The 23746-nt window shown below is 42.3% G+C and carries 20 protein-coding genes and 2 pseudogenes; 19 read left to right on the forward strand and 3 right to left on the reverse strand.

Annotated elements, in window-relative coordinates:
* Positions 1–397 precede the first annotated feature (397 nt).
* The 18 genes from I8752_RS15445 (at position 398) to I8752_RS15530 (ending at position 20252) form a co-directional block, all read left to right on the forward strand.
* On the forward strand, positions 398–745 hold the full coding sequence (locus I8752_RS15445) for a carboxymuconolactone decarboxylase family protein (protein ID WP_214433201.1): 348 nt from the start codon (positions 398–400) through the stop codon (positions 743–745).
* A 46-nt stretch (positions 746–791) separates the two neighbouring features.
* Positions 792–2354, forward strand: a complete 1563-nt coding sequence (locus I8752_RS15450) for an EthD domain-containing protein (protein ID WP_214433202.1) — start codon at positions 792–794, stop codon at positions 2352–2354.
* 87 nt (positions 2355–2441) lie between these two features.
* Complete coding sequence (locus tag I8752_RS15455) at positions 2442–4538, forward strand: AtaL-like protein (protein ID WP_225895678.1); 2097 nt, start codon at positions 2442–2444, stop codon at positions 4536–4538.
* A gap of 125 nt (positions 4539–4663) precedes the next feature.
* Complete coding sequence (locus I8752_RS15460; RefSeq protein ID WP_214433204.1) at positions 4664–5671, forward strand: aldose 1-epimerase; 1008 nt, start codon at positions 4664–4666, stop codon at positions 5669–5671.
* A 193-nt stretch (positions 5672–5864) separates the two neighbouring features.
* Positions 5865–6638 carry an SDR family NAD(P)-dependent oxidoreductase gene (locus tag I8752_RS15465; RefSeq protein ID WP_214433205.1) on the forward strand — a complete coding sequence of 258 codons (774 nt, stop codon included), beginning with the start codon at positions 5865–5867 and terminating at the stop codon, positions 6636–6638.
* A 98-nt stretch (positions 6639–6736) separates the two neighbouring features.
* Entirely contained in the window at positions 6737–7258 is a 522-nt protein-coding gene (locus I8752_RS15470) for a VOC family protein (RefSeq protein WP_214433206.1), read from the forward strand.
* 37 nt (positions 7259–7295) lie between these two features.
* Positions 7296–7742 (forward strand): DoxX family protein, encoded by a 447-nt coding sequence (locus tag I8752_RS15475; RefSeq protein WP_214433207.1) that lies wholly within the window; start codon positions 7296–7298, stop codon positions 7740–7742.
* 157 nt (positions 7743–7899) lie between these two features.
* The gene (locus tag I8752_RS15480) at positions 7900–8559 is read left to right on the forward strand and encodes a PEP-CTERM sorting domain-containing protein (RefSeq protein ID WP_214433208.1); all 660 of its coding nucleotides are present in this window, start codon (positions 7900–7902) and stop codon (positions 8557–8559) included.
* Between the two features lie 88 nt (positions 8560–8647).
* On the forward strand, positions 8648–9034 hold the full coding sequence (locus I8752_RS15485) for a nuclear transport factor 2 family protein (protein WP_214433209.1): 387 nt from the start codon (positions 8648–8650) through the stop codon (positions 9032–9034).
* Between the two features lie 74 nt (positions 9035–9108).
* Positions 9109–9495, forward strand: coding sequence for a nuclear transport factor 2 family protein (locus I8752_RS15490; RefSeq protein ID WP_214433209.1), 387 nt, complete (start codon positions 9109–9111; stop codon positions 9493–9495).
* A gap of 140 nt (positions 9496–9635) precedes the next feature.
* A complete protein-coding gene (locus I8752_RS15495) occupies positions 9636–10577 on the forward strand; it encodes an NmrA family NAD(P)-binding protein (RefSeq protein WP_214433210.1) in 942 nt (313 codons plus the stop codon).
* Positions 10578–10742: 165 nt separating this feature from the next.
* Positions 10743–11900 carry a Vgb family protein gene (locus I8752_RS15500; protein WP_214433211.1) on the forward strand — a complete coding sequence of 386 codons (1158 nt, stop codon included), beginning with the start codon at positions 10743–10745 and terminating at the stop codon, positions 11898–11900.
* Between the two features lie 124 nt (positions 11901–12024).
* Complete coding sequence (locus I8752_RS15505) at positions 12025–12690, forward strand: DJ-1/PfpI family protein (protein ID WP_214433212.1); 666 nt, start codon at positions 12025–12027, stop codon at positions 12688–12690.
* 496 nt (positions 12691–13186) lie between these two features.
* Positions 13187–15010, forward strand: a complete 1824-nt coding sequence (locus I8752_RS15510; RefSeq protein WP_214433213.1) for an AGE family epimerase/isomerase — start codon at positions 13187–13189, stop codon at positions 15008–15010.
* A gap of 315 nt (positions 15011–15325) precedes the next feature.
* Positions 15326–15733 carry an anti-sigma factor antagonist gene (locus tag I8752_RS15515; protein WP_214433214.1) on the forward strand — a complete coding sequence of 136 codons (408 nt, stop codon included), beginning with the start codon at positions 15326–15328 and terminating at the stop codon, positions 15731–15733.
* 26 nt (positions 15734–15759) lie between these two features.
* Positions 15760–17877 carry a glycogen debranching protein GlgX gene (glgX, locus tag I8752_RS15520; RefSeq protein ID WP_214433215.1) on the forward strand — a complete coding sequence of 706 codons (2118 nt, stop codon included), beginning with the start codon at positions 15760–15762 and terminating at the stop codon, positions 17875–17877.
* 98 nt (positions 17878–17975) lie between these two features.
* On the forward strand, positions 17976–18737 hold the full coding sequence (locus I8752_RS15525; RefSeq protein ID WP_214433216.1) for a MinD/ParA family ATP-binding protein: 762 nt from the start codon (positions 17976–17978) through the stop codon (positions 18735–18737).
* 33 nt (positions 18738–18770) lie between these two features.
* Positions 18771–20252: a CHAT domain-containing protein gene (locus I8752_RS15530; protein WP_214433217.1), complete on the forward strand. Its 1482-nt coding sequence runs from the start codon at positions 18771–18773 to the stop codon at positions 20250–20252.
* Between the two features lie 124 nt (positions 20253–20376).
* Here the strand turns inward: I8752_RS15530 and I8752_RS15535 are convergent.
* Positions 20377–20901: pseudogene (locus I8752_RS15535) on the reverse strand (IS5 family transposase); the annotation flags it as partial.
* 162 nt (positions 20902–21063) lie between these two features.
* Positions 21064–21759: a hypothetical protein gene (locus tag I8752_RS15540; protein WP_214433218.1), complete on the reverse strand. Its 696-nt coding sequence runs from the start codon at positions 21757–21759 to the stop codon at positions 21064–21066.
* 1065 nt (positions 21760–22824) lie between these two features.
* On the opposite strand from I8752_RS15540, the gene I8752_RS15545 reads away from it, so the two are divergent.
* Positions 22825–23127, forward strand: coding sequence for an RNA recognition motif domain-containing protein (locus I8752_RS15545; protein ID WP_214433219.1), 303 nt, complete (start codon positions 22825–22827; stop codon positions 23125–23127).
* A gap of 208 nt (positions 23128–23335) precedes the next feature.
* On the opposite strand, the pseudogene I8752_RS15550 reads toward I8752_RS15545, so the two are convergent.
* Positions 23336–23746, reverse strand: a pseudogene (locus tag I8752_RS15550) (IS701 family transposase); the annotation flags it as partial.

Here is a 23746-nt window from a genome sequence, read left to right on the forward strand (position 1 = left end):
CCGCCCCTCTGCCCCTCTGCCCCTCTGCCTCGGCATCATAGCTGAGAAGAAAGACCTTTTCAGACTTTTACTGACGTATTTTACAGAAATTAATATACTTTTTACCGTAAAAATCCTGACTACCTATGACTTTTTCATGCTGTGAAAAGCGAGTGATTACCTTAAATTGAATTCATGGTTAAAACAAAGTCTCAATACCAAATCTCAGCGACATCTAAAAGTTAATTATATGGATAAGTTCGGCTAAGGGTGCTTCTTCTGGCAAAAACAGTAACTATCTAGATAAATTTTGTATCAAGTTCGCCTGAAAGGTGGATTTAACTGAGCGGGTGAAAGCAGGGACATTTCCCATTGCAAACATGCTGTTATGAGATTGCGATATATAACGGAGAATTATATGACATACAAAAACGCTGTTTTGGACGATCGCGACTTGCAAGAAGGTTTAAAAAGTATCAATGAGAGATTTGGTGATTTTTGCACGCGGGTAGCAGGTGAAGCCTGGGGATTGCCGTTAATCGACCAAAAAACAAAGGCTTTAATCACAATTGCTATTGATGTTGTCAATCAAGACCAAGTAGGGCCGGGTAGCCCCTTTGGAGCGCATGTGAATATGGCTCTCAAGCAAGGAGCGACTCTTGCAGAAATCGAAGAACTACTTTTGTTTATGTGCGTTTACGCGGGATTCAATAAAGCTGCTGGTTGCTTTGGTGCCCTTAATGAGATTATCAATTCTCAAAGCTAAGATTTTGCCTCAATTAAGACAGTAGTGGACAAAGGAGAGCAGCTAAGTGATAGCCACAATCAAAAAAGCCGATTATGCCATCCGCGACCAAAAAGGCAAAGTAACCTTCTATGTTCTCCTGTGGAAACGCAAAGGTATTTCACTAGAACTTTTCGATGATTACTGGAGAGATGTTCACGGGCCAGTGTGCGCCAGGCTACCGAGTCAGTATCAATATTGGCAGTTTCACTTGGCTGAAAATGAAGGTGGTCTGTGGCCAACTATTCCAGGTATTGCCTACACATGTGCGGCAGATTCTCAATTCAATGGCATTGCCGAATTAACCTTTGAGTCAGACGCTGAACGTCAAAATTGGTTCAAATCTGCCGCCATCCTCATGGATGACGAGCATAATATTTTTAGCAAAGCGATCGGCTACAATACTAGCCTTGGCAATTCTCAAACTTATATCGATCGCATCCCTAACGGAGATCCCAACGGCAAAATCGGTGCGATCAAGTTCCATGTCATGGTGAAAAAATCTGATGCTGTGAGTGTAGAAGCCTTTCGCAGATATATGACAGATACTTTTGCACCAGCAGTTGTCCAGAGTGATTCTATCCTCAAATTCCGACTTCATTTGTTTGAGGAAGTAGATAACTCTCGTCCAGATGCAGCCGGGGTATCTCATTACGAACCCCCAGAACAGCAATATCAAGCCGCTTTTGAAATTGCTTTTGCCAATCCTTTGGAAATGGAAACATTCTTTGCTTCTAAAGAATACGCTGATGCTGTTCGAGACCAAGCAAAGTATATCGAAAGGCTTCTACCATTTCCAGAGCGAACTGCGTATACCTTTGTTTACGACAGCAAGATGACACTTGCAGGTCAGCGGAGTTCTACAGTAGCAGAATTAATCGCCAACATCGGCGCAATTAATCAACTAAAGGAAGACGTAGTTTCTCTTATGTTGGAACAAAAACTTATTTCCTCGAATGGTCGCTCGAACGGTCACTCTAATGGTTTTGCTTCTGATGCTCAAAGCTTGAAAACGACATTCAGCAATAAACGCACTAATTACTACAAAGATTTAGCAGCAGATTATTCTCGCCCAGGACTCGTCACTCCTTATGTAGCGAAAAAACTCATAGAAGATGCCGAGAAGTTTGTGGCAATGAAAGAAAGAACCTTGCCAGAAATTAGTTCTAATTATACGCTGGCACAAATCGAACAAGAAAACAGAGAATGGTGGCCGACTCATTGCGAAGCTTTGAGACAGGGACGAGGCGATATCTTAACTGGCGAATACCGCGACGATTTGGTTTATCTGTGTCAAGACGGTCCTTATCAAGGTTTGGAACAACAAAAAGAGCGCGAGAAGCATTGGTGGGCATTAATTGCTCAACCGGGTGTGACTATGTGCTGGCCAATTGTCATGTTTCATGGAGATGTCACCTTCTTTGAGTGGAAGTGTGTAGACGATGAAACCAACGAAACATTAGCCAAAGGTAACGTTACCTGGATGCGGCGCGGTCATAGAGGCGGATGTTATCTCAAAACCGAGCAACTAACTTTTTACCGCGATGTTTTTGCTCCAGGTGGACTGCTGGAATTGATTACCACAGCTTAATTGATTGGCTGGGATCGGGCGTTGCAGGCGCTTCAGCAAAGTTAATAAAATTTTCAGCAAGGCGGTGAGGGACAAATGATATCTGCAATGAGAAAGGTTGATAAAGTTGATTACGCAAACCGCGATCGCCAAGGCAAAATAGCTTTCTATGTACTGCTGTGGAAACGCAAAGGCATCTCACTAGAGCTTTTTTCTGAATACTGGAGAAATGTCCACGGGCCTCTTTGTGCGCGTTTGCCAGGACAACATCAATACTGGCAGTTTCACCTAGCCGCCAACGAAGGTGGCATCTGGCCTGCGATTGACAGCATCGATTACGTCTGCCCCGCAGTCGATCGCTTCCACGGCATTGCTGAATTAACTTTTGCTACAGAAGCAGATTTTCAGGCATATATTGAGGCGTTCGGCATCCTCATGGCTGACGAACACAACTTATTTGCTAAGGCGATCGCTTATACGAGTATTGGCAATTCTCAAACTTATTGCGATCGCATTCCCAGTGGCGAACCAAACGGAGAACTTGATGGCATCAAGTTTCACGTGATGGTGAAGAAATCTAATGCTGTAAGTGTAGAAGCTTTTCGCACATATATAACAGATACCTTTGCACCAGCAGTCGTGCAGAGCGATTCTGTCCTCAAGTTCCGACTGCATTTATTAGAAGAAGTAGATAATTCGCGCCCAGATGACGACGGAGTATCTCGTTACGAACCCCAAGACAAGCAGTATCAAGCTGCTTTTGAAATTGCCTTTGCCAATCCTCTAGAAATGGAGAAATTCTTTGCTTCCCCAGAATACGCTCAAGCCGTTAAAGACCAAGCAAAGTATGTCGAACGTTTGTATCCATTTCCAGAACGGAGTACTTACACATTTGTTTATAACGGTGAGTTGACTTTAGCCGGACAGCGCAGTTCTAAAGTAGCAGACTTAATCGCTAGAATCGGAGCCACTAATCAACTCAAGGAAAATATAGCCTCTCTTTTTACCAAAGCACAGGAAGAAAATCATATGTCAAAGTCTACCGCAACCAATGGCAAAACACAGACTGCTTCAGCCGAGCAAGTTCCTAGTTTAATTTCTACAAACGAAGCAACATCAAGAATTCAAACCACATTTAGCAGTCCTGTCAATGCTCCCCTAGCAAAAGTTTGGGAAATGATGCTGGATAAAGTGGAAAATCCCGGACGCTACAATCCAGTTGCTTACGATTACAAGATTGTGGAAAGATACAACAATGGCGTGTTGCGTCAGATGAAAGCTGCCAACATGACAGTTAAAGAAATTATCACCTGGGACGAAACCACTAGAGAAATCCGCCACGTATTGGTCGATAATCCTTATTTCTTTGGCGAAGCCATTAACGCCGTTGTCCAACCAAGCAATTCCAAAGATCCCTTACTCCTTAGCTATAGCTTAGACTGGCAGCCTTACAACCAAGAAGGTCGTAAGATTGCTCAAGAAATTCAAGGCAAGATCGCCCAAGCACTCGAACAAGCCGTACTCAAAGGAATAGCTGTAGCCGAACAGAAATCAGCACCAGTAACATCAACCATTATTGCCACTGGTACTCTACCTCTGGCAGACAAATTGCCAGGAACAATATCCGATTTGGCATTGCGTTTATTTGCTAGAGGCGAGTCCTTTGATGCCCACGGATTTAGTGAATTGTTTACCGAAGCACCAGTGTATCAGTTTGGTAACTACGCGCCATGTTTAACCAAAGCTGAGATTCAACAATCCACAGCAGCCTTTTTCAGCCAAATTGCTGCACTGTACCACGATATCAAAATGTTGTGGGAAGTAGGAAATACACTCTTCTTAGAAATGGATGTAATCTACTGGCGTAAAGATGGTTCTGTAGTTACACTTCCTTGCTTTGATACCTTCCGTGTCGAGGGTGATAAATTCTCAGAATTGCGAATTTTTATGGATGCGAATCCTGTAGGCGATCCCAGCATCCCAGTTTCTTCTACATCTTCAGTGTTTACAGGTATTCAAGGTAAGAGACTGACAACGACAACAGACTTAATGAAGAAATTCTTTGCCGAACATCCCGATGCGAAAGCAAGAATAGCAAATGGATTTGTTCCTAAATGGGCGATTGCCGGCCCCAAATGGCCCTTAGAAGGCGCAAACCGCAAAACCACCACTGCTACTACTAAGAAGGCGGTACGGAGTTCGTAACTTATGTAGGGAAGAAAGCATCTGGAAACTTCGTACTAAAACATTCAGAGTTGAGTTCATCACCCATGTACACCTACGGAAGAAAACAGGGTTGCCGCATTAGTCTGGACTATACATACAAGGGAATGCAGATTGCTTACCTTGAAAATGATGTACTCAGAGTGGGTTTGTTATTAGAAAAAGGCGCGTCCATTTTCGACTTTACCTACAAGCCTTACGACCTCGACTTTATGTGGCAATCGCCCATTCCTATGCGCCGTCCCTTCGTCGCCACCAGTGCCTTACCAGAAGGAACCTTTCACGATTACTATTACGGTGGTTGGCAGGAGGTATTACCATCAGCAGGGTGGGCTAACGAACCTTACATGGGAACTTATCAAGGCTTGCATGGCGAAGTTGCCATCTTGCCTTTCGAGGCAGCGATCGCCGAAGATACTCAAGAGCTAGTGACTTTAAATACACATACCCGTCTTTATCGCTCGCCACTAGTACTCCAGCGCACAATGTCCCTCAAGCGCGGTATCGCTGCCTTATTCATCCACGAACGCTTATATAACGAGTCAACAGGTGAATTCGCCGTCATGTGGGGTCATCACCCAGCCATTGGAGAACCATTCCTCGATGACAGTTGCATAGTTCACACCCCAGTCGCCAAAGTCGAAGTTATGGCATATCACCAAAACGGTTTGTGGGAACCTGGCGGCGATTATGAATTTCCCAAAGTCAAGAATCGGCGTACCGAACAATTACAAGATATCACCCGCATCCTTCCCAAAGATACGCGGTCAGTAGATGTTGTCTTTTTCAAAGAATTAACCGAAGGTTGGTACGGACTGACCAATCAAAGATTAGGTGTCGGCTTCGGTATGGCTTGGGACAAAGATTTATTTAAATACCTTTGGATGTGGCAAGTTTACGGCGGTCACACAGATTATCCCTGGTATGGACGGACATACAACTGCGCTTTGGAACCATTTACTAGTTTCCCTCCTGCTGGAGTCAAAAACGCTGTAGAAAATGGCACAGCTTTAATCATGAAGCCAGGAGAAGTTATTGAAACAGACTTAGTTGCTGTCGCTTACCAAGGAGAAGGTATAAATCGCATCACACTTGATGGATTAGTCGAACAGTAAAGGAACTCCAAAAGTTGTTGACTGTTCCCAGTTAACAGTCAACCGCCAACAAGAAACAATGGAATATTTTTTTACTTGGAAGTCTCTAAAGCCACAGCACATCGAGAAAGCCCATAATCAATTACGAATTACGTAGACGCGCTCTGCGCGGCTTCCCGAAAGATATTACGAATTACTAACGAGGTATAAACTTATGAAACTAAAAGATAGAGTAGCTATTGTTACTGGCGGTTCTAAAGGTATTGGCTGGGGAATTGTGACAGTTTTCGCCCAAGAAGGAGCTAAAGTAGTCGTTGTTGCTCGCGATCCCAAAGCAGGCGAACAGACTGCTGAAGAAATTCGTTACAAAGGTGGAGAAGCGATCTTCGTTGCCTGCGATGTCTCCAATGAAGAGCAGGTAAAAGCAATGGTGCAGAAAACCCTCGATACTTATGGAAAGATAGATATTCTAGTAAATAACGCTGGTGTAGGCACATATAAATCGGTGCTGGATACAACTAGTGAAGAATGGGATCGATGCTTATCTATCGACCTGAAGAGTGTATTTCTGTGCTCCAAGTATGTGATTCCTCACATGCAAGCTATAGGCAAAGGTGCAATTGTCAACATTTCCTCAGTACACTCACGGGCTACAGTCAATTCAGTTGCACCTTACGCAGCCTCCAAGGGTGGCATTAGTGCTTTAACTCGTAACATGGCTCTTGACTACGGCCCTGTCATTCGAGTTAATACCATTTCTCCTGGTTGGGTGCTGACACCTCTAATTCAAGGCATCTTCGACAATAGTGATAATCCAGCTGAAAAGCAGCGTTTCATCGAGCAAAGGCAGGCAATGAAGCGCATCGGTACGCCAGAAGATATCGGCTATGCAACCGCTTTCTTAGCCAGCGATGAGGCTTCTTTCATCACGGGTACAGAGTTGTTTGTCGATGGTGGTTTGACAGCTAGAGTTGAAGAATCTTGGTAAGAATTTAGTGCTGCTTGGCATAAAGTCGTAGCTTTTTTAAACGCAGAGTAGTTCTAAAGAAATTTTGTAATGAGTAAGGCGTAGGCGATAAAAATACAATGACAATGTTAGAAGGGTTATTCTTTTTTGGTTCAACGTCACTAGACTCGACAGATGATGAAAAGACAACGCCAATGCTAGAAGGGTTATTCCATTGCAACGTGAACGTGAGTGACCTCGACCGTTCGCTGCCTTTCTATGAAATGCTAGGATTTAAGGTCATTGTAGACTTCCGCGATGGAATGAGTAGCCCAGAATTGGCAACTGCTTTGGGACTATCCCAAGCAAAATTGCGAGGAGTTCACCTGAGTGTAGGAGACGATCCGACTTTAACGCGAATCGACCTCGTAGAGTTTCAAGATCCTAAAACAGCAGGAAAACCATATCCCCATCTTCATCACACAGGTATTAATCGGATTTCTATCCGCACGAAAAACCTCAAGCAGATGTACGAGGATTTGAAGGCAAAGAAAGTAAACTTTCTCTCTGAACCGGTGACATTACCTGGAACAGACTTCACCTTCGTCTGCTTTACTGACCCGGATGGAACTGTATTACAACTGGTCGAAGGCAATTTATAAACAAGTCAACAAATATTGAAATCAAAGGAGTTGACTGATGGTAATACAAGATTTACTACACGACCTTCCGCCATTTCTGTATAATTTTCAAGGATGGGGTCTTTTAGTGATGCGCCTCATCTGGGGTACAGTTATCGTACTTTATGGCTGGCGGATGGTAAAAAACCCTCTACATTGGATGGATAGAGGTGGAAAACCTTCGGGCTTTCCTAGCTTTGTGCAAGTAATTGGAGCATTTACGATTTTTGGTGGTGGAATTGCAATTATTTTAGGATTTTTGACACCACTAGCAGCTTTGGGTCTTGCAGGTGCGATGGCAATTGCTTTGTGGCTGCATGTATCTCACGGCGAACCTTTGATCAAAAAACAGCCTGACGCACCAGGAGATTCTTATGAAGCATCTCTAGTGTACTTGGCGATCGCAGTTCTGTTTCTGTTCGTTGGCCCTGGAAATCTCTCGCTTGATTCTCTGCTGTTTCGGTGATTGTTGAGCCAGAAATTATTACCTAGTTAAAAAATTACTGTTGTTTTCTAGTCAAGTTTGCGAAAATGCACTCTGTCAAAAAATAGGCATTCAGATAACTGTAATGAGATTTAGCAACCTCAAGACTTAACCCAAAGATGTAAAAGGAATTTCAATTATGTTCCGTTCCCATACTGGATGGGTAGTGCCAATAGCTGTTATATCAGTTGGTTTTGGAGTCAATGCCGAAAGTGCGATCGCAAAGACAAATTTACCATTTAGTGCTAACTACGACACATTAAACAGCCTTGAGTTCATTCCGAATACAGCTGGTCTATTAAAGGCAAATCTCTCAGGTACAAGTACTGATGCCCTGTATGGTCTAACCCAAGTTAGAGGCTTGACCTACGGTCAGTTTAATTCTTCTACTGGTGTTTTTAATTTCAGCACAGATCCGACAGTGTTCGGTCTACAAGGCGCACCAGCAGGCTTCGTCAAGCTGTTTGGCAGCGGTAGCGACAGTTTACTTGGAAGCGATACACTTATCGGTTTCACTGACTTCAACAACTTGACAGTTAAGGTTACTGGTACTTTTATGCTCACTGGCGGAGAAAGCAGATTCCAGAATGCCAGCGGCACACTGGGTTTGTCTGAGTTTGACGAACTCGATCCCAATTTCGATTTAACTAAGCCTGTCAAAGGTCGTGTGACAGTGAGCGGCACTTTTCAAACAGTTCCAGAACCAAGTACTGTGACAACGCTAATCGGCATTGGTGTAATTGGTATCGGTACTTTGTTGCGCCGCCGCAACCGTAGCTCAACTTTGATTGCTAATTAACTTAGAAATAAATTTTCTAGCGTATCTGCGTTCAGAAATTAATTTCATCCAAATATGACTACATTCACTAACTAAGGAACTAAAAATCATGTCAGTAGCAACCGAAAAATCTCCCAAATTGCAAACAGTCGAAACTTTATTTGACGCGATGAAGCGCAAAGATTGGACAACAATCAAGTCTTGTTTGACTGAAGATGTGTTCTATCGCGTTGGTTCTTCTGAACCCGTACACGGGCCAGAAGAAGTGCAGAAATATTTGTCTGGTCTGTACGAAATAGCTAGCTTCGAGTATGCCGATGTCCGGCAAGTGCTTGAGCCAGAAGGACAAGTGATTTTTGAAATGGAAAGCCACTATCGCCGACTGGCAGATAATCGCCCCATCTCGTTTGCCTGCACTGACATTCTGCGGGTGCGCGGTGACAAAATTCGGGAATGGCGGGTTTACGTTGATATCTCTCCTTTGTTTGCTGAATAATCTCGCTCAACAGCCAAATTAATTATCAATAGTCTCTTACTTCCATCAAATTTACTAACTAAGGAACAAAAATCATGTCAGTAGCAACCGAAAAATCTCCCAAATTGCAAACAGTCGAAACTTTATTTGACGCGATGAAGCGCAAAGATTGGACAACAATCAAGTCTTGTTTGACTGAAGATGTGTTCTATCGCGTTGGTTCTTCTGAACCCGTACACGGGCCAGAAGAAGTGCAGAAATATTTGTCTGGTCTGTACGAAATAGCTAGCTTCGAGTATGCCGATGTCCGGCAAGTGCTTGAGCCAGAAGGACAAGTGATTTTTGAAATGGAAAGCCACTATCGCCGACTGGCAGATAATCGCCCCATCTCGTTTGCCTGCACTGACATTCTGCGGGTGCGCGGTGACAAAATTCGGGAATGGCGGGTTTACGTTGATATCTCTCCTTTGTTTGCTGAATAATTTCTCTCTGAGGACTGGGTATTAGGGACTGGGAAGGAGGCAGGAGTTAAGAGTCATTAATTATTTTTCCCTCTGCTCTCTATCCCCCCTGTCCCTAAAAAACTACTCTGCAAACATAGTCAAAAGTGAAGGACTCAATCATGACATCTAAAAAGACGGTTCTCCTTGCTGGAGCTACCGGTATGTTAGGAAGTAAAATCGCCCTGGCTCTGGCGAGTAAAGAGAGTATCGATTTGCGGATTATGGTTAGAAGCCGCAAGGTAAATAACGAGAAGAAGCAGCAACAAATTAATATATTAGAAGGTTTAGGTGTGATTGTCGAGGGCGATCTCAACGACCAAGAAAGCTTGGAAAAAGCCTGTACTGGCGTTGATACCGTTGTCTCAGCCGTGAGTGGTTGGGAAGATGTAGTGGTGACTGGACAGCTAAACCTTTTAGCAGCTGCCAAGAAATTAGGCGTATCGCACTTTATACCGTCTGACTATACGTATAATTATTTTAATATTCAGTTAGGCGATAACTACTTGTCCGATTTTCGCATCAGGGTGGCGCAAGCGGTCAAGGAAAGCGGTCTGGATTACACCTTCATCATGAACGGCATCTTTGCAGAGGTTTTCGTATCGCCTTTCTTTAATGTCTTCAATTTTGAGACTGGTACTGCTCAGTATTGGGGCGATGGTGAGACTCAGTTTGATGTGACAACCATAGAGGACACAGCAAAATATACTGCGGAAGCGGTAGTCGATCCCAGAGCTATTAACACGTCCTTCCAAGTCGTCGGTGATGTAATTTCGATGAAGGAAGCTGTTGCGGCCTATGAAGAAGTCAAGGGCAAGAAATTGACTCAAACATCCAAGGGTAGTGCAGAAGATTTGAAGGCTTGGATAGAACAGTTAAAAGCTGAAAATGCTAGTCCTTTTTCGATCATCCCCGCACAGTATCAGTGGGGCATGGTGACGGGTAAAGTTAAGCTTGAGAATATTGTGAGCGATCGCTACCCTCACATCAAGCCAAAGTCGCTGAAGGACTTTTTTGCTGACTCTAATACCCAAACATTTGAACTTGTGCTAAATCAGTCTTAAAGCTCCATGAAGGTTGAATGAAGCTCAGTTAATCGTTCTTGCGCTCTGCTAAACTAAAAATCTCAGTAATTCTATGTCTCCAGCAAGCATTTATAAACTCTGGATTCTGTAGATATACGTAAAAAATCCCACTAGGATCGTTCAACCCGAAAACCACTGGAGTCAATGATGCGTAACTTTGCGAAACTCATCCCTCTAGGTACCGTTGTTGCAGTTTTAAACTTCACTACCCTGGAAGCTCATGCATTTTTGTTTGTGAGCAATGTTGCTAACAAACCTTTAAATCCAGATAATCCTGCTGTCATCAACTTGGATCTCTCTGATAATTTTACACCAGGTAATAGTAGTATCCTGCGCTACGACGAGAAGACTGGCAAATTTCTTGATGTATTTGTGCCCAAAGGTGTAATCGGTCTAACTTCAGGGATAGCTTTTGGCAAGGATGGCAACCTGTATGCTGCTGACCAAGCCAACAATAGCATACTGCGGTTTAATGGTAAGACAGGCGCTCTCATTGATACTTTCTTGCAATTCGGAGCAAACGAACCAAAGCGGCCAGAAGATATAGTTTTTGGTGACGATGGGGATCTCTACGTCAGCGGTCTAGCAGGTGGTGGCGTTCTGCGATACGATGTGCAAACTGGTACACGCAGTATAGTCGCTCAAACTAATTCTCAAGGTGGAAACCTACTGTCAGCTGGGTTAAATTTCGGGCCTGACGGCAAACTTTACATTAGTAGCGTTCTCAATGACAACAGCATTCTCCGCTACGATCCTACGACTGGTGCTGTAGATACCTTTATCCCGCCTAGCATTGCCCAAGCAGTACCTTCAGGCACGGTCTTTAGTCCTGATGGAAAGTCGCTGTACAACGGCACTTTTATTGGTGCGCCGACTATCAAAGAATATAACGGTCAAACTGGTGCTTTGATTGGCGACTTCGTAACTGCAAGTGACAACGGGGGTCTACAAACATCCTCACGCTTGAGATTCGGAGCAGATGGGAACTTGTATGTCAGCGACTTTCTTGGCAGTGCTATCAGGCGTTACGACGGTAAAACCGGTGCTTTTATTGACACCTTCGTGCCCACTGGTTCTGGTGGCTTGCAAAACCCTGGTGGTTTTGCCTTCTTTACACCTATTCCCGAACCTTCAGCTTGGTTAGGTGTTGTAGCTGTTGGTGCTTACCTGGGGATAAGTCGGTTACGCAAAGGTAAACAAAACAACAGCGAAATGAAATTTGCTACCATTCCTAATGATAGCTGGCATCAAGCACGCATCAGCAGCGAAATAGTTGACAGTACAAATCGCAAGAATAGTTAGTCATTTTAATCGCTTCGGGGCGGTGCTTTATCGCCCGCTCCTTTTTAGAGATTTGCGGTGCGATCGCTTGAAATCAAAATTTTTGTAGGCTCATAAATTTAGTAATCTGAATTAGGGGTATGTCATGACATCTACAACTTTAAATAATGGTAAAATAGGCGAACCAACCAAAGGCAAAATTGGCGTTTTGATTGAAGAACATTTCGACCAAACTGAATTTCGCAAGTTTAATGATTACTTTCCCAAACAAGGCTATCAAGTCGAGTACATTTCACATTTATGGGGTAATCCCCAATTAACCTTCGGCTCAAATCCTGATAACGGTGAAGTTGAAGACCATGTAGTTGTGACTACAGAAGTCAACGACATCAAACCATCCGATTACAAAGGCATTATTTGCATTGGTGCTTATGCTATGGATCGTTTAAGATATCAGGCTTCTGTCAAAAAAGGGCAAAAGAATCAAGCTCCTGCTGTAGTATTTTTGAGAAAGGCTTTGAGTACAAACAAGTTGAAAATAGGCACAATCTGTCATAGTTTATGGCTTTTATGTGCCGATTCAGATTTGCTCGAAGGTCGCAAAGTTACTTGTGCCCACAATATTATTTGTGACGTAGAAAATGCAGGTGGTGAAGTTATCTATGAAAATGATGCTACTGCTGATTTAGTTATAGATGGCGATTTAATTTCTGGAAAGCATCCTGGTGTTGTAGATCGATTCATGGAAGTTTTTCTTAATGAAATTGAGCAGCAAGAAACTAAGCAGGAAGTAGCGGGAATAAGTCACTGATTTAAGTAGCAAGAGGATATAGCAATTTTAGTAGAGTTGTGATTTGACGAACCGCCAAGCACGCTAGGTTCGCTGATAAAATAGGGAAACTTAGAAATTCATTGATGCTATATCTGAAAAATTCTCTGACCCTTGAATGTTTTTCACCAATTCTCTAAAATACCATAGCATTCAAACCTGAAAACCTAGATTTAGTCTAGTTTTCTTAATTATATAGCTTGCTTCTGACCTTCAGCAAGTATGACGAATCGGTATTAGTTCTGGGAAAAAGCAATTTGAGGGCAGACAAAATCTATTCTTTTTCTGAAAAATCAATCATTCAAGATTTGAGCAAATTTATCGTTAGATTTCTTGACAGCTAGTATCGGGAGTTCGCTTCAATATGGCATTACAAAAATAATTTTTAAATTCCATTAGCTGTCAGAATATGGAAACTTCTATAAACTCAAATACTTGAAATTGAAAACTACAGACAATTATCCTGGAGGTAATCTTAATGGAGCGCATAAGTTTTTCATTTGCAGATACGATCGCAGGTTATATCACCCACTTTGACCGCAACGAAAAATCCTTTGGGATCGAGACATCAGATGGACGAAAATTCCAAGCGTATCTGACACCAAGTGCTTACGGTCGAATTAGCCAAAACTTAGAAGAACCTTACCTTGATGGTACTGCTCGCTTTGGTGAGTTGCTCGCTCCGGGTCAGCATGTATTTGCCTATGGAATTTTCTATCCTCAAGGAGAAGATTATAAGTTTGAAGTCAAATATATTGTCTTTCCTGGCGATGCACCAAACAAATATCGGCATGAAGAACCAGAGTGGTGGGTAAAGCAAATAAATTCAATTGCTGATTCTTATTTGAAATGGCAGTTTGGCTATCCAGAAAAACCGATTGATTATCGAGAATATCGTACTTACCTGAACTTGGCTGGTACGAAAAAGCGTGACGATTTCTTACAAGAAACTGACACGATTTCCCGCTTGGTGTATGGTTTTGCTTCGGCATATCTGTTGACTGGAGAAGACCGCTTTCTAGAAGGTGCAGAAAAAGGTACTGAATACCTGCGTCAGCACATGCGGTTTTACGACCATGATGAAGACCTAATTTACTGGTATCACGGAATCCAGGTAACAGGTAACAGGGAGCAGAAACTATTAACTTCTGAATTTGGCGATGACTATGATGCCATCCCAGCCTACGAACAGATTTATGCTCTAGCCGGGCCTATCCAAACTTATCGAATAACTGGCGACCCACGCATCTTAAAAGATGCTCAGATGACCATCGATTTGTTTGACCGCTTTTTCTTAGACAAACAAGGCGTTGGTTATTTCTCCCATATCGACCCCATCGGACTAGACCCTCGTGCAGAATCTTTGGGGCCGAACCGCGCCCGCAAAAACTGGAACTCTGTCGGGGATCACGCTCCAGCTTACTTAATTAACTTGTGGCTGGCGACTGGCGAACAGAAATACGCTGATATGTTGGAGTATACTTTTGACACGATCGCTAAATATTTCCCCGACTACGACAACAGTCCATTTGTACAAGAGCGGTTCTACGAAGATTGGAGCCACGACACCACCTATGGATGGCAGCAAAACCGGGCGGTAGTAGGTCATAACCTGAAAATTGCTTGGAATTTGATGCGGATGCAAAGCCTCAAACCGAAAGCAGAATACGTGGCTTTGGCGCAAAAAATCGCCGGACTCATGCCCGATGCCGGAAGCGATCGCCAGCGCGGTGGCTGGTACGATGTTGTAGAGCGTACACTCGGCCCCGGAGAAGAAAATTACCGCTTTGTCTGGCACGACCGCAAAGCTTGGTGGCAACAAGAGCAAGCTATTTTGGCTTACTTGATTCTGCACGGTGTAGAAAAACAACCAGAAGACCTGCGTCATGCTAGAGAAGCAGCAGCTTTCTACAATGCCTTCTTCCTCGACCATGATGACGGTGGCGTTTACTTCAACGTCCTGGCAAACGGTTTGCCATATTTGATGGGTAACGAGCGGTTTAAAGGCAGCCACTCTATGAGCGGTTATCACTCAACCGAGTTGTGCTATCTGTCGGCTGTTTATACCAACTTGTTGATTACCAAGCAACCGATGGACTTTTACTTTAAGCCGCAACCGGGAGCGTTTAAAGATAACATTCTGCGGGTGCAGCCAGATATTTTACCACCTGGTAGCGTGCGGATTGGTCAAGTATGGGTAAACGAGCAAGAGTATACCAATTTTGATGCAAATGCTTTAACAGTCAAGCTTCCCGATACACAAGAGCAAGTGAAAGTTAAAGTGCAAATTGTGCCGAATTAGTAGACCTACAGCAATCTTATTTTCTCTTTCCTTTGCGTTCTTTGCGCTCTTTGCGGTGCGTTAAAAAAGTATTACGCTCACAACTTAAATAACTGTGTTGCATAAATATTTTTTTGCCTCACCTAAAGGCGAGGCAGTGCGGTAAATGGGTTCCTCAACATCAAGAGCGACTGCCATCGCCAAGAAATTTAGCGGTTAATCAAGGGGTAATCTTTAAACGAACCGCAAAGAACACAAAGGGCACAAAGAAATAAGAGTTTGAAAGAGTTTTTGCGTAAATCTTGCCCATACTACCCATGAAATACCGCCAGCCATATGAAAATCAAGATTGAAACGCTGCAAGTAACACTGTTAGAAACTGCCCCAGAGGAAATCGCTGTGAATGAACTGCCAGAAGTAACGGTGGTCGAAATAGCCGAAGATATAGATACTAATACCGCTCCCCTAATTCAAGAGCAGATTTTGCCACTAGCCCAAGCTGGAATCAGGATGATCCTGGAAATGACTAAGGTGCGCTACATGTCCAGCGCTGGCTTAAGGATGCTGCTGTCCCTCTATCGGCAAATCTCTGCTAAAGGCGGACAGATTATTTTGGTGGGGCTTTCTGAAGATATTCGAGACACAATGTCTATCACCGGATTTCTTGACTTTTTTAAAACTAGCGATACCCTCGAACAAGCCCTAGAAGCTCTCAAAGTCCAAGTTCAGGTTACACGCACCTAGCCATATAGGAAGAAAGAAGAAAGATAATGGATAGAATTGACATTCATCCCACCCATAGTTATGGGGACTTCAAATTACGTCCTGGCAAAGCGATACCTTTTGGAGCAACTTTAGTACCAGGGGGTGTTAATTTTTCTATCTTTTCACGACATGCCAAATCTTGTACTTTAGTGCTGTTCAAAAAGCACTCTTCGGAACCAATGGCGGAAATTCCGTTTCCGGAAGAGTTCCGCATTGGCAATGTCTTTAGTATGGTCGTATTTGACTTGGATTACGAAAATCTCGAATACGGCTATCGCATGGACGGGCCTTTCAACCCGAAAGAAGGTCATTGGTTTGACCCTACCAAAGTTCTCTTAGATCCTTACGCCAAAATTATTGGTGGTAGAGATATTTGGGGAGAAAAGCCTGATTGGTACAACATGTATCATCACCGAGCTCGTCTAGCATTCGATGACTTTGACTGGGAATCGGATCGTCCTTTAGAAATCCCCCCAGAAGATTTGATTGTTTACGAGATGCATGTCCGCAGCTTTACCCGCCATCCTTCATCTGGAGTGAAGCATCCAGGGACATTTGCAGCTATCCGCGACAAAATTCCTTATCTGAAAGAATTGGGCGTTAACTCTATTGAGTTGATGCCCATTTATGAGTTTGACGAATTTGAAAACAGTCGTCCTAATCCCCAAACCGGCGAACTGTTGCTGAATTATTGGGGTTACAGTACCGTCGGTTTCTTTGCGCCCAAGGCTGGCTATGCGGCCACAGGCAAATTTGGGATGCAAATCGATGAACTTAAGACGCTGATCAAACTCCTACACAGAAACGGCATCGAGGTAATTCTAGACGTTGTCTTTAACCATACGGCAGAGGGCAATGAGTACGGCCCGACTATTTCTTTTCGTGGGGTTGACAACAAGACATATTACATGCTCACGCCAGATGGCTACTACTTTAATTTCAGTGGTACTGGCAACACCCTCAACTGCAATAACCCCATCGTTCGCAATATGGTACTCGACTGTCTGCGCTATTGGGCAGCAGAGTATCACATTGATGGCTTCCGCTTCGATTTGGCGGCAATTCTGGGACGCGATCCTTGGGGTGCGCCGCTGGCAAACCCGCCGCTGCTGGAAACTCTCGCTTTCGACCCCATTCTGGCTAAATGCAAACTGATTGCTGAAGCTTGGGATGCAGGCGGTCTTTATCAAGTTGGTTCTTTTCCAGCCTTTGGGCGTTGGGCAGAGTGGAATGGTAAGTACCGCGATACAATTCGCAAATTCCTCAAAGGCGAGCCTGGGATAATTGGGGATATGGCACAGCGATTACAGGGTTCGCCGGATCTCTATGCTGGGGCAGGACGAGGGCCAGCAACTTCAATTAATTTTATTACTTGCCATGATGGTTTTACGTTGATGGATTTGGTTTCCTATGACGGGAAGCACAACGAAGCCAACGGTGAAAACAACAACGATGGCACTAATGATAACGATAGCTGGAACTGTGGCTGGGAAGGCCCGACTGATAACCCAGATATTAACGCCTTGCGCCATCGACAAATTAAAAATGCGATCGCGATGTTGTTTGTCAGCCAAGGTGTGCCGATGATCCTCATGGGCGATGAGGTCGGACGCACGCAATATGGTAATAACAATACCTATTGCCATGACAACGAACTCAACTGGCTAGATTGGAAGTTGTTAGAAACCAATGCCGATTTGTTTAAGTTTTTTAAACATTGCATTGCTTTTCGTAACGCCCACCCCGTACTTAGAAACAAGTATCACTATCGAAATGTCGATTATGTCGGCAGTGGTTATGCTGACATCACTTGGCATGGAACCCAAGCATGGAGCGCTGACTGGTCTGATTCCAGCCGCGTCCTCGCTTTTATGCTTTGTGGGAAACACGCCAAAGAAGGAACGGTAAACGATAACTACATCTACGTGGCGATGAACATGCATTGGGACAGTCACTGGTTTGACATTCCAGGACTTCCCCCAGGAATGCAGTGGCACGTCTTTGCTAACACTGGTGCTACTCCAGCAGACCAAAGTTGGGAACCTGGAACAGAACCAGTACTAGAAAATCAGCACAGTTTATTTATTGCAGGTCGCTCTGTGGTCATATTAGTGGGAAAGTAGAATAAGGATGAAGTAGAGCTGAAGACGGGTGCAAGGTTTTGTGCCCCTTCACACTTCGTCTTTGTTTTGTGCGTGCATCTTAATTACGAATTACTAATATGTCCAAAATTATCTCTATCCACTCATTCCGGGGGGGAACTGGGAAATCAAATCTAACTGCTAATTTGGCTGCTGCTATTGCTCGTTATGGGCATCGAGTTGGCATTGTTGATACTGACATTCAATCACCAGGAATTCATGTCGTTTTCGGTTTCGATGAGGATAAGATGGATTTGTGCTTGAATGATTACTTATGGGGTCGCTGTCAAATTGAAGAGACCGCCTATGATGTCACTTATGCTTTGCAGGATGTAGCCAAGAAAAATAGCGCTATTTATCTGATTCCTTCTTCTATTAATCTTGGTGAAATTACTAAAGTTATCCGAGAAGGATACGATGTAGGCTTGTTACATGACGGTTTTCAAGAATTAATCGATAAGCTAAATTTAGACTACTTATTTATCGATACCCATCCGGGGCTTAATGAAGAGACTCTACTATCAATCACTATTTCTGATACTTTAATCATTATTTTACGCCCAGATCGTCAAGATTTTCAAGGTACTGCTGTAACTGTCGATATAGCTCGTCAATTAGAAGTGCCGGAGCTATTATTAGTTGTTAATAAAGCACTATCGAATTTAGATTTTACTGCTTTACATCAACAGATGGAAACTTCTTACAACGCTTCAGTAGCAGGCATTCTTCCTCTTTGTGAAGAAGTAGCTGAACTAGCCAGTAGTGATATTTTCTGCTTACGCTATCCTAACCATCATTTGAGCAAAATAGTAGAAGCGATCGCCAAACAAATCATCAAATAAAAAATTGTAAATACTAATCTGGGACAAACAGTTATGAACAAATTTAATTTTCTAGCTGTCGCCTTTTTCATTACAGGAATAATTAGTCCCATTGCAGATCGTGCTGAGGTTATTGGCGATAGAAGTTTAAACAATCCTAATACTCAACAGACCACGACAAGTATTTCTATCGCTCAAAATAGTAGGGAGGGTAGGAATCCTACTCCTGGTACTGGTAACAGGAGACAGGAAAATAGATTCCGGAGAATAAACAATAATTTATTTAATACCCCACCAATACCCAATACTTCTCAACTACAAACAACCAGAGGTGCAGTAGCTGACCAAGAACAAGACTGGAAAAAGGACTATGAAGATTACATAAAAACAAGTTTTTCCAACCCTTTAATGTCATCTAAAGCTATTAGCGAAACCTTAAGTACAATTGAAAAAAAAACTGGAAAAAAATCTGCTGTTGTCTATCTAATACCGAAACCAAAACAGCTAGAAATTATATTAGTTACTTCTAGAAATAAGCCTGTTTCCAAAAGTATACAAGCAGCTAATAGAGATGCTTTGCTCAAAATAAGTCAACAATTTAAAACTGAAATTAGCGACCTGAGAAGAGTTGATACCACTAGCTACTTGGCTTCTGCACAACAACTTTATCAGTGGTTGATTGCTCCGATTGAAAAAGAGCTGAAAGCTGAAAATATAGACACTTTAGTTTTTTGTGTCGGTGTTGGCTTGCGCTCTGTGCCATTTGCAGCATTACATGATGGCAAGAAATTTCTGGTAGAAAATTACAGTATCAGTTTGATTCCTGCCTTCAGTTTGACAGATACTCGTTACACTGATATCCGCGACTTTTCAGTATTAGCGATGGGAGCATCCCAATTCAAAGACCTCGCACCTCTGCCTGCTGTACCTATAGAGTTATCTACAATTGTTCGGGATAAAGGGGGAACGAGCTTCCTCAACGATAAATTTACTTTAGAGAACTTGCGATCGCAACGCCAACAACAATCGTACAAAATTATTCACCTAGCAACTCACGGAGTCTTCCAACCAGGTGCAGTTAATAATTCCTACATTCAATTGTGGAATACCAAGTTACACTTAAACCAGTTACGACAGTTGCAATTAAATAATCCTCCTGTAGACTTGTTAGTACTGAGTGCTTGTAAAACTGCCTTGGGAGACGAGCAAGCAGAATTAGGTTTTTCTGGGTTGGCGCTGGAAGCAGGAGTTAAGTCAGCAATGGGTAGTCTTTGGAATGTGAGTGATGCAGGGACTTTAGTACTGATGACGGAATTTTATCAGTACTTGAAAACATCACCCGTGAAAGCAGAAGCCCTAAGACAGACACAAATCAGAATGCTTAAAGGGCAAATAAAGATTGAGCAAGGGCAATTGCGCCAAACAGGGTTAAGAACAGGAACGCCTTTACCGCCAGAACTATCACAACTTGGAGATTTAGATTTATCCCATCCTTACTATTGGGCAGGTTTTACAATGATTGGCAGCCCTTGGTAAGCTGTTGTGCTTTTAGTTTGCATTTTGAGGCAGCAGAGGGGCAGAGGGGCAGCTTTCAAGGGTAGGGGTTTAAGAAAGAAGTAGAAAAGCAGGTAAAATACACTACTGTTGTTATACCGCAAGGCCTTTGAAGTATATCACCTATGTCTTTGTTGATAGTTATGAGTACTTGTTTACCGCCTTCTCGTTCTCCCAGACTTGCAGCTGTTACCAAGATACGCAATACTAATCCCAAAGTATCGACACTAAGAAATCGTTTACGACCTTTAATTTTTTTACCTGCATCATAACCAACCGATTGATGTGCCATCGCTGCACTCTTCACACTTTGGCTATCAATTATTGCTTCCGATGGACTCTTGTAACGTTGAATTTCAATTCTCATCCATTCTCGGAGACTGTCATGAATTTTCAACCATGTTCCGTCTTGCCGCCAGTTGCGAAAATATGTGTACACCGTCTGCCAAGCCGGAAAGTCCCCAGACAATGCTCGCCATCGAACTCCCTCCACCAAAATATAGAAAATCGCGTTCCGGATTTCCCACATATCGACTTCACGCTTGCGACCACCTCTTTTAGCTTCTGGAATCATGTCACTGAGCAATTCATATTGGTCGCGGGTGAGATTGCTGGGGTATGCTTTACTCATCTCGCTCTTTCGGTGCTGTTTACTATCTATTCACAGCCTATACTGAGAGAGCTTTTTTACAACTTTCCCGACTTTTCAAACAGCCTCTAAGGGCGAACGGCCGTTCGCCCCTACCCGTGTACCTCATTTACCTGAAAAACGCTGTAAGAAATTACTAAGTTACTACGATGACTCATTCATAATATTATTTAGTAACTCCTGAACTCTTTGATAATACATCTCTTTTTCTTGTTCAGCCGTTGCTAATTGTGCTTTTTTGATTAAATGATTGAAAGTGTCTTTGGTAGTAAGGTCAAATAAACCTTTCTTGCCTTTATCTTGATTTAAGAAACCAACGTAACTGTTATCATCAGGAGGTAAATTTTGTAATAGATTTAAAAATATCACAGATTTATATTTTTTATCCCATTCTTTAAAAGGGAAAGTTTTTATTTCATTTAAGAGTTCCGTTGCTTGTGCTTCTGCAACTGTTCTATCTTTCCAAACACTTAAACAGTAAAAATTTATGGCTCCTGGTGGCGATGCCATTACTAACCAATTGTCAGAAATCTTAGATTTCTTTAGCCAAACACACGATTTGCCTTGAGTGAAAAGTTTGTGTTTTGTAATGATGCATCCACTAGCACTATCATCATCATCAGCGACAAACACTTGCAGATGAATATCATTCTTGCCTTCTTGATACATATCTGCATACATATTTGCAACAACTTGACGTAATACCAATAACTCTTCGTCTTCGCTAACGTTAAAGATAATAATTTCATCTTCTGGTTGCTCTACATATCTGGCTAAAATTTCTAAAAGTTGAGATTTTATACTAGGGTATAATAGCTTCTTATATAGAAAATTTAACACCTATGCCTCCATTAGTCAGCTATCAGACTTTTTCCGCATAGCAATTTCAACATTGATATTCAATGCTAAATGCTATGCTTCAATTTTTGATAATTTTTATCGAAGCTTTGTAATTTATGAGCAATCTTAGCCTTAGTAAAATCAGAAAACTAAGTCCAGTTATGTTCGCATCAGTATTATATTTTTTATAAACTGAGCATCTCAATCGTTTTTAGTCAAGGATGTCTGCTTATTTATTATGAAATTAAATTAGCATTTAATAAAATTAAACAAATCTGTCAGGAGAATAGCTTTAATGAGAAGAATCTCTATCTTTAAGATATAAAATAATGAATATTTTAAATAATAGGCATATTGTCAACCCCCTAGAGTCACGATTGCTCGTGATTTTGCTAAAAAACTTAATGAACTGTACGCTAGCGAGTCTCAGCCTATTATTTTTTTAGAAAAAAAATCCATAAATTAATTTGGCAATGTCTCTGACGCTTCTTTTTTAGCCTACTAATCTAGCAAATTAGTTTTATTTAGCAGTAGCTCAGGCAAGAATGCTTGAGCCTTTTTGGCAATTTAACTCGCGGATACAAGTTGCATTATCATCTTTTAGGTAATTCCCGATCTTTTTGAGCAAAAATTAATTGACAAGTGGGCAGAAGCTTTTGAAAAGTTATTTAGAGAGCGTCAAAATCAACCAGGTGGACTAGCTCCTCGTGAAGCTGCCCGTTATTATCTGACATGACCTTGGATTTGGCCATTGGTAAAGAGATACCATAAAACTTTAAAGGTAGTTTTACCTTAAAGATAATTTCTAAGGAGTGCTTTACGGCTAATTCTCACTTTCTCGAACTTCCAAATTATTATGACTTAGCTATCAATTGTTTACATATCTTTTTATAACATTTTCCTAATTTCCTTCCTAAAAGCTGTCTTTTATGCAATGATAGGAGGTGAGAGTTAATTCGGTTAACAGTGTTTGTTTTTAGTATTGACAGGTTTTTTGTTCTTGGTATTTACAAACTTTTCTCCGAAATCTAAATCTCTACACATTTACAATTTCGGAGACAATCTATGTCAGTTTATGTAGGCAATCTTTCTTACGAAGTTACAGAAGAGACTTTGAATGCTGTGTTTGCAGAATATGGTTCTGTAAAGCGTGTTCAGTTACCTACCGACCGTGAAACAGGTCGTTTACGCGGCTTTGGTTTTGTAGAAATGGGTACAGATGCTGAAGAAGCAGCGGCCATTGATGCACTCGATGGTGCAGAGTGGATGGGACGCGATCTGAAAGTGAATAAGGCTAAACCCAGGGAAGAAAGAGGCTCGTTTGGTGGTAATCGGGGAGGATACGGCGGCTCTCAGAACCGATACTAAGCTTCATAAATTTAGCTCTTTGAGCTAATTTATTTACCTAGCAAATTAATTTTATGTAGCAATGGCTCAGGCAAGAATGCTTGAGCCTTTTTGGTATTTGAACTGCAGGGTAAGCTCATCTAATTGAGTACAGGGTGAGCTTGACAAATTAAGTAAGATACCCCTCTTCTGTCACTTTCCGGAATAAGCAAGTAGTTCAGGAGCTAAATCATCCAGAAGCATAATAGGGTTTAAATTGATTCATTGCGGCAATTAAATGATTGAATCCCAGTAACAAATGTGAATTAGGGAAAATACTTAACCAAGGATAAATTAACCAAAATAGTAAAAGTGGTTGGATAATGAGACGCAGATTATTTAAAGCATTCTTCCATCCAGATTCATGGTTCCATTGCGGATGGTTAGAAAAATCAACATCACTCAGATCTTGTGCCTCAGTCTCAAGTTGACGAGATTGATTTAAGCCTAATAAGACGGAAGAATTTAAACTAATCATCGTGTAAACACAAAAAATAATCTCCCACCACCTCTCAATATGTTGAAAATTGGTGAAACGGTAATCTGTCCAGCCTAGCTCTTGTTTACACTGTCGAAATCCATATTCTACCCAGGTTCTTAA

This window comes from Dendronalium phyllosphericum CENA369 (genome assembly GCF_016056275.1).
Classification (GTDB): Bacteria; Cyanobacteriota; Cyanobacteriia; order Cyanobacteriales; family Nostocaceae; genus Dendronalium; species Dendronalium phyllosphericum.

What these genes read in the sequence shown, in the direction of transcription:
- I8752_RS15505 (WP_214433212.1), top strand. Translation starts at nt 12,025, where the DNA reads ATGACATCTACAACTTTAAATAATGGTAAAATAGGCGAACCAACCAAA.
- I8752_RS15490 (WP_214433209.1), top strand. Translation starts at nt 9,109, where the DNA reads ATGTCAGTAGCAACCGAAAAATCTCCCAAATTGCAAACAGTCGAAACT.
- I8752_RS15525 (WP_214433216.1), top strand. Translation starts at nt 17,976, where the DNA reads ATGTCCAAAATTATCTCTATCCACTCATTCCGGGGGGGAACTGGGAAA.
- I8752_RS15445 (WP_214433201.1), top strand. Translation starts at nt 398, where the DNA reads ATGACATACAAAAACGCTGTTTTGGACGATCGCGACTTGCAAGAAGGT.
- I8752_RS15460 (WP_214433204.1), top strand. Translation starts at nt 4,664, where the DNA reads ATGCAGATTGCTTACCTTGAAAATGATGTACTCAGAGTGGGTTTGTTA.
- I8752_RS15495 (WP_214433210.1), top strand. Translation starts at nt 9,636, where the DNA reads ATGACATCTAAAAAGACGGTTCTCCTTGCTGGAGCTACCGGTATGTTA.
- I8752_RS15475 (WP_214433207.1), top strand. Translation starts at nt 7,296, where the DNA reads ATGGTAATACAAGATTTACTACACGACCTTCCGCCATTTCTGTATAAT.
- I8752_RS15465 (WP_214433205.1), top strand. Translation starts at nt 5,865, where the DNA reads ATGAAACTAAAAGATAGAGTAGCTATTGTTACTGGCGGTTCTAAAGGT.
- I8752_RS15510 (WP_214433213.1), top strand. Translation starts at nt 13,187, where the DNA reads ATGGAGCGCATAAGTTTTTCATTTGCAGATACGATCGCAGGTTATATC.
- I8752_RS15485 (WP_214433209.1), top strand. Translation starts at nt 8,648, where the DNA reads ATGTCAGTAGCAACCGAAAAATCTCCCAAATTGCAAACAGTCGAAACT.
- I8752_RS15470 (WP_214433206.1), top strand. Translation starts at nt 6,737, where the DNA reads ATGACAATGTTAGAAGGGTTATTCTTTTTTGGTTCAACGTCACTAGAC.
- glgX (WP_214433215.1), top strand. Translation starts at nt 15,760, where the DNA reads ATGGATAGAATTGACATTCATCCCACCCATAGTTATGGGGACTTCAAA.
- I8752_RS15515 (WP_214433214.1), top strand. Translation starts at nt 15,326, where the DNA reads ATGAAAATCAAGATTGAAACGCTGCAAGTAACACTGTTAGAAACTGCC.
- I8752_RS15530 (WP_214433217.1), top strand. Translation starts at nt 18,771, where the DNA reads ATGAACAAATTTAATTTTCTAGCTGTCGCCTTTTTCATTACAGGAATA.
- I8752_RS15455 (WP_225895678.1), top strand. Translation starts at nt 2,442, where the DNA reads ATGAGAAAGGTTGATAAAGTTGATTACGCAAACCGCGATCGCCAAGGC.
- I8752_RS15500 (WP_214433211.1), top strand. Translation starts at nt 10,743, where the DNA reads ATGATGCGTAACTTTGCGAAACTCATCCCTCTAGGTACCGTTGTTGCA.
- I8752_RS15545 (WP_214433219.1), top strand. Translation starts at nt 22,825, where the DNA reads ATGTCAGTTTATGTAGGCAATCTTTCTTACGAAGTTACAGAAGAGACT.
- I8752_RS15480 (WP_214433208.1), top strand. Translation starts at nt 7,900, where the DNA reads ATGTTCCGTTCCCATACTGGATGGGTAGTGCCAATAGCTGTTATATCA.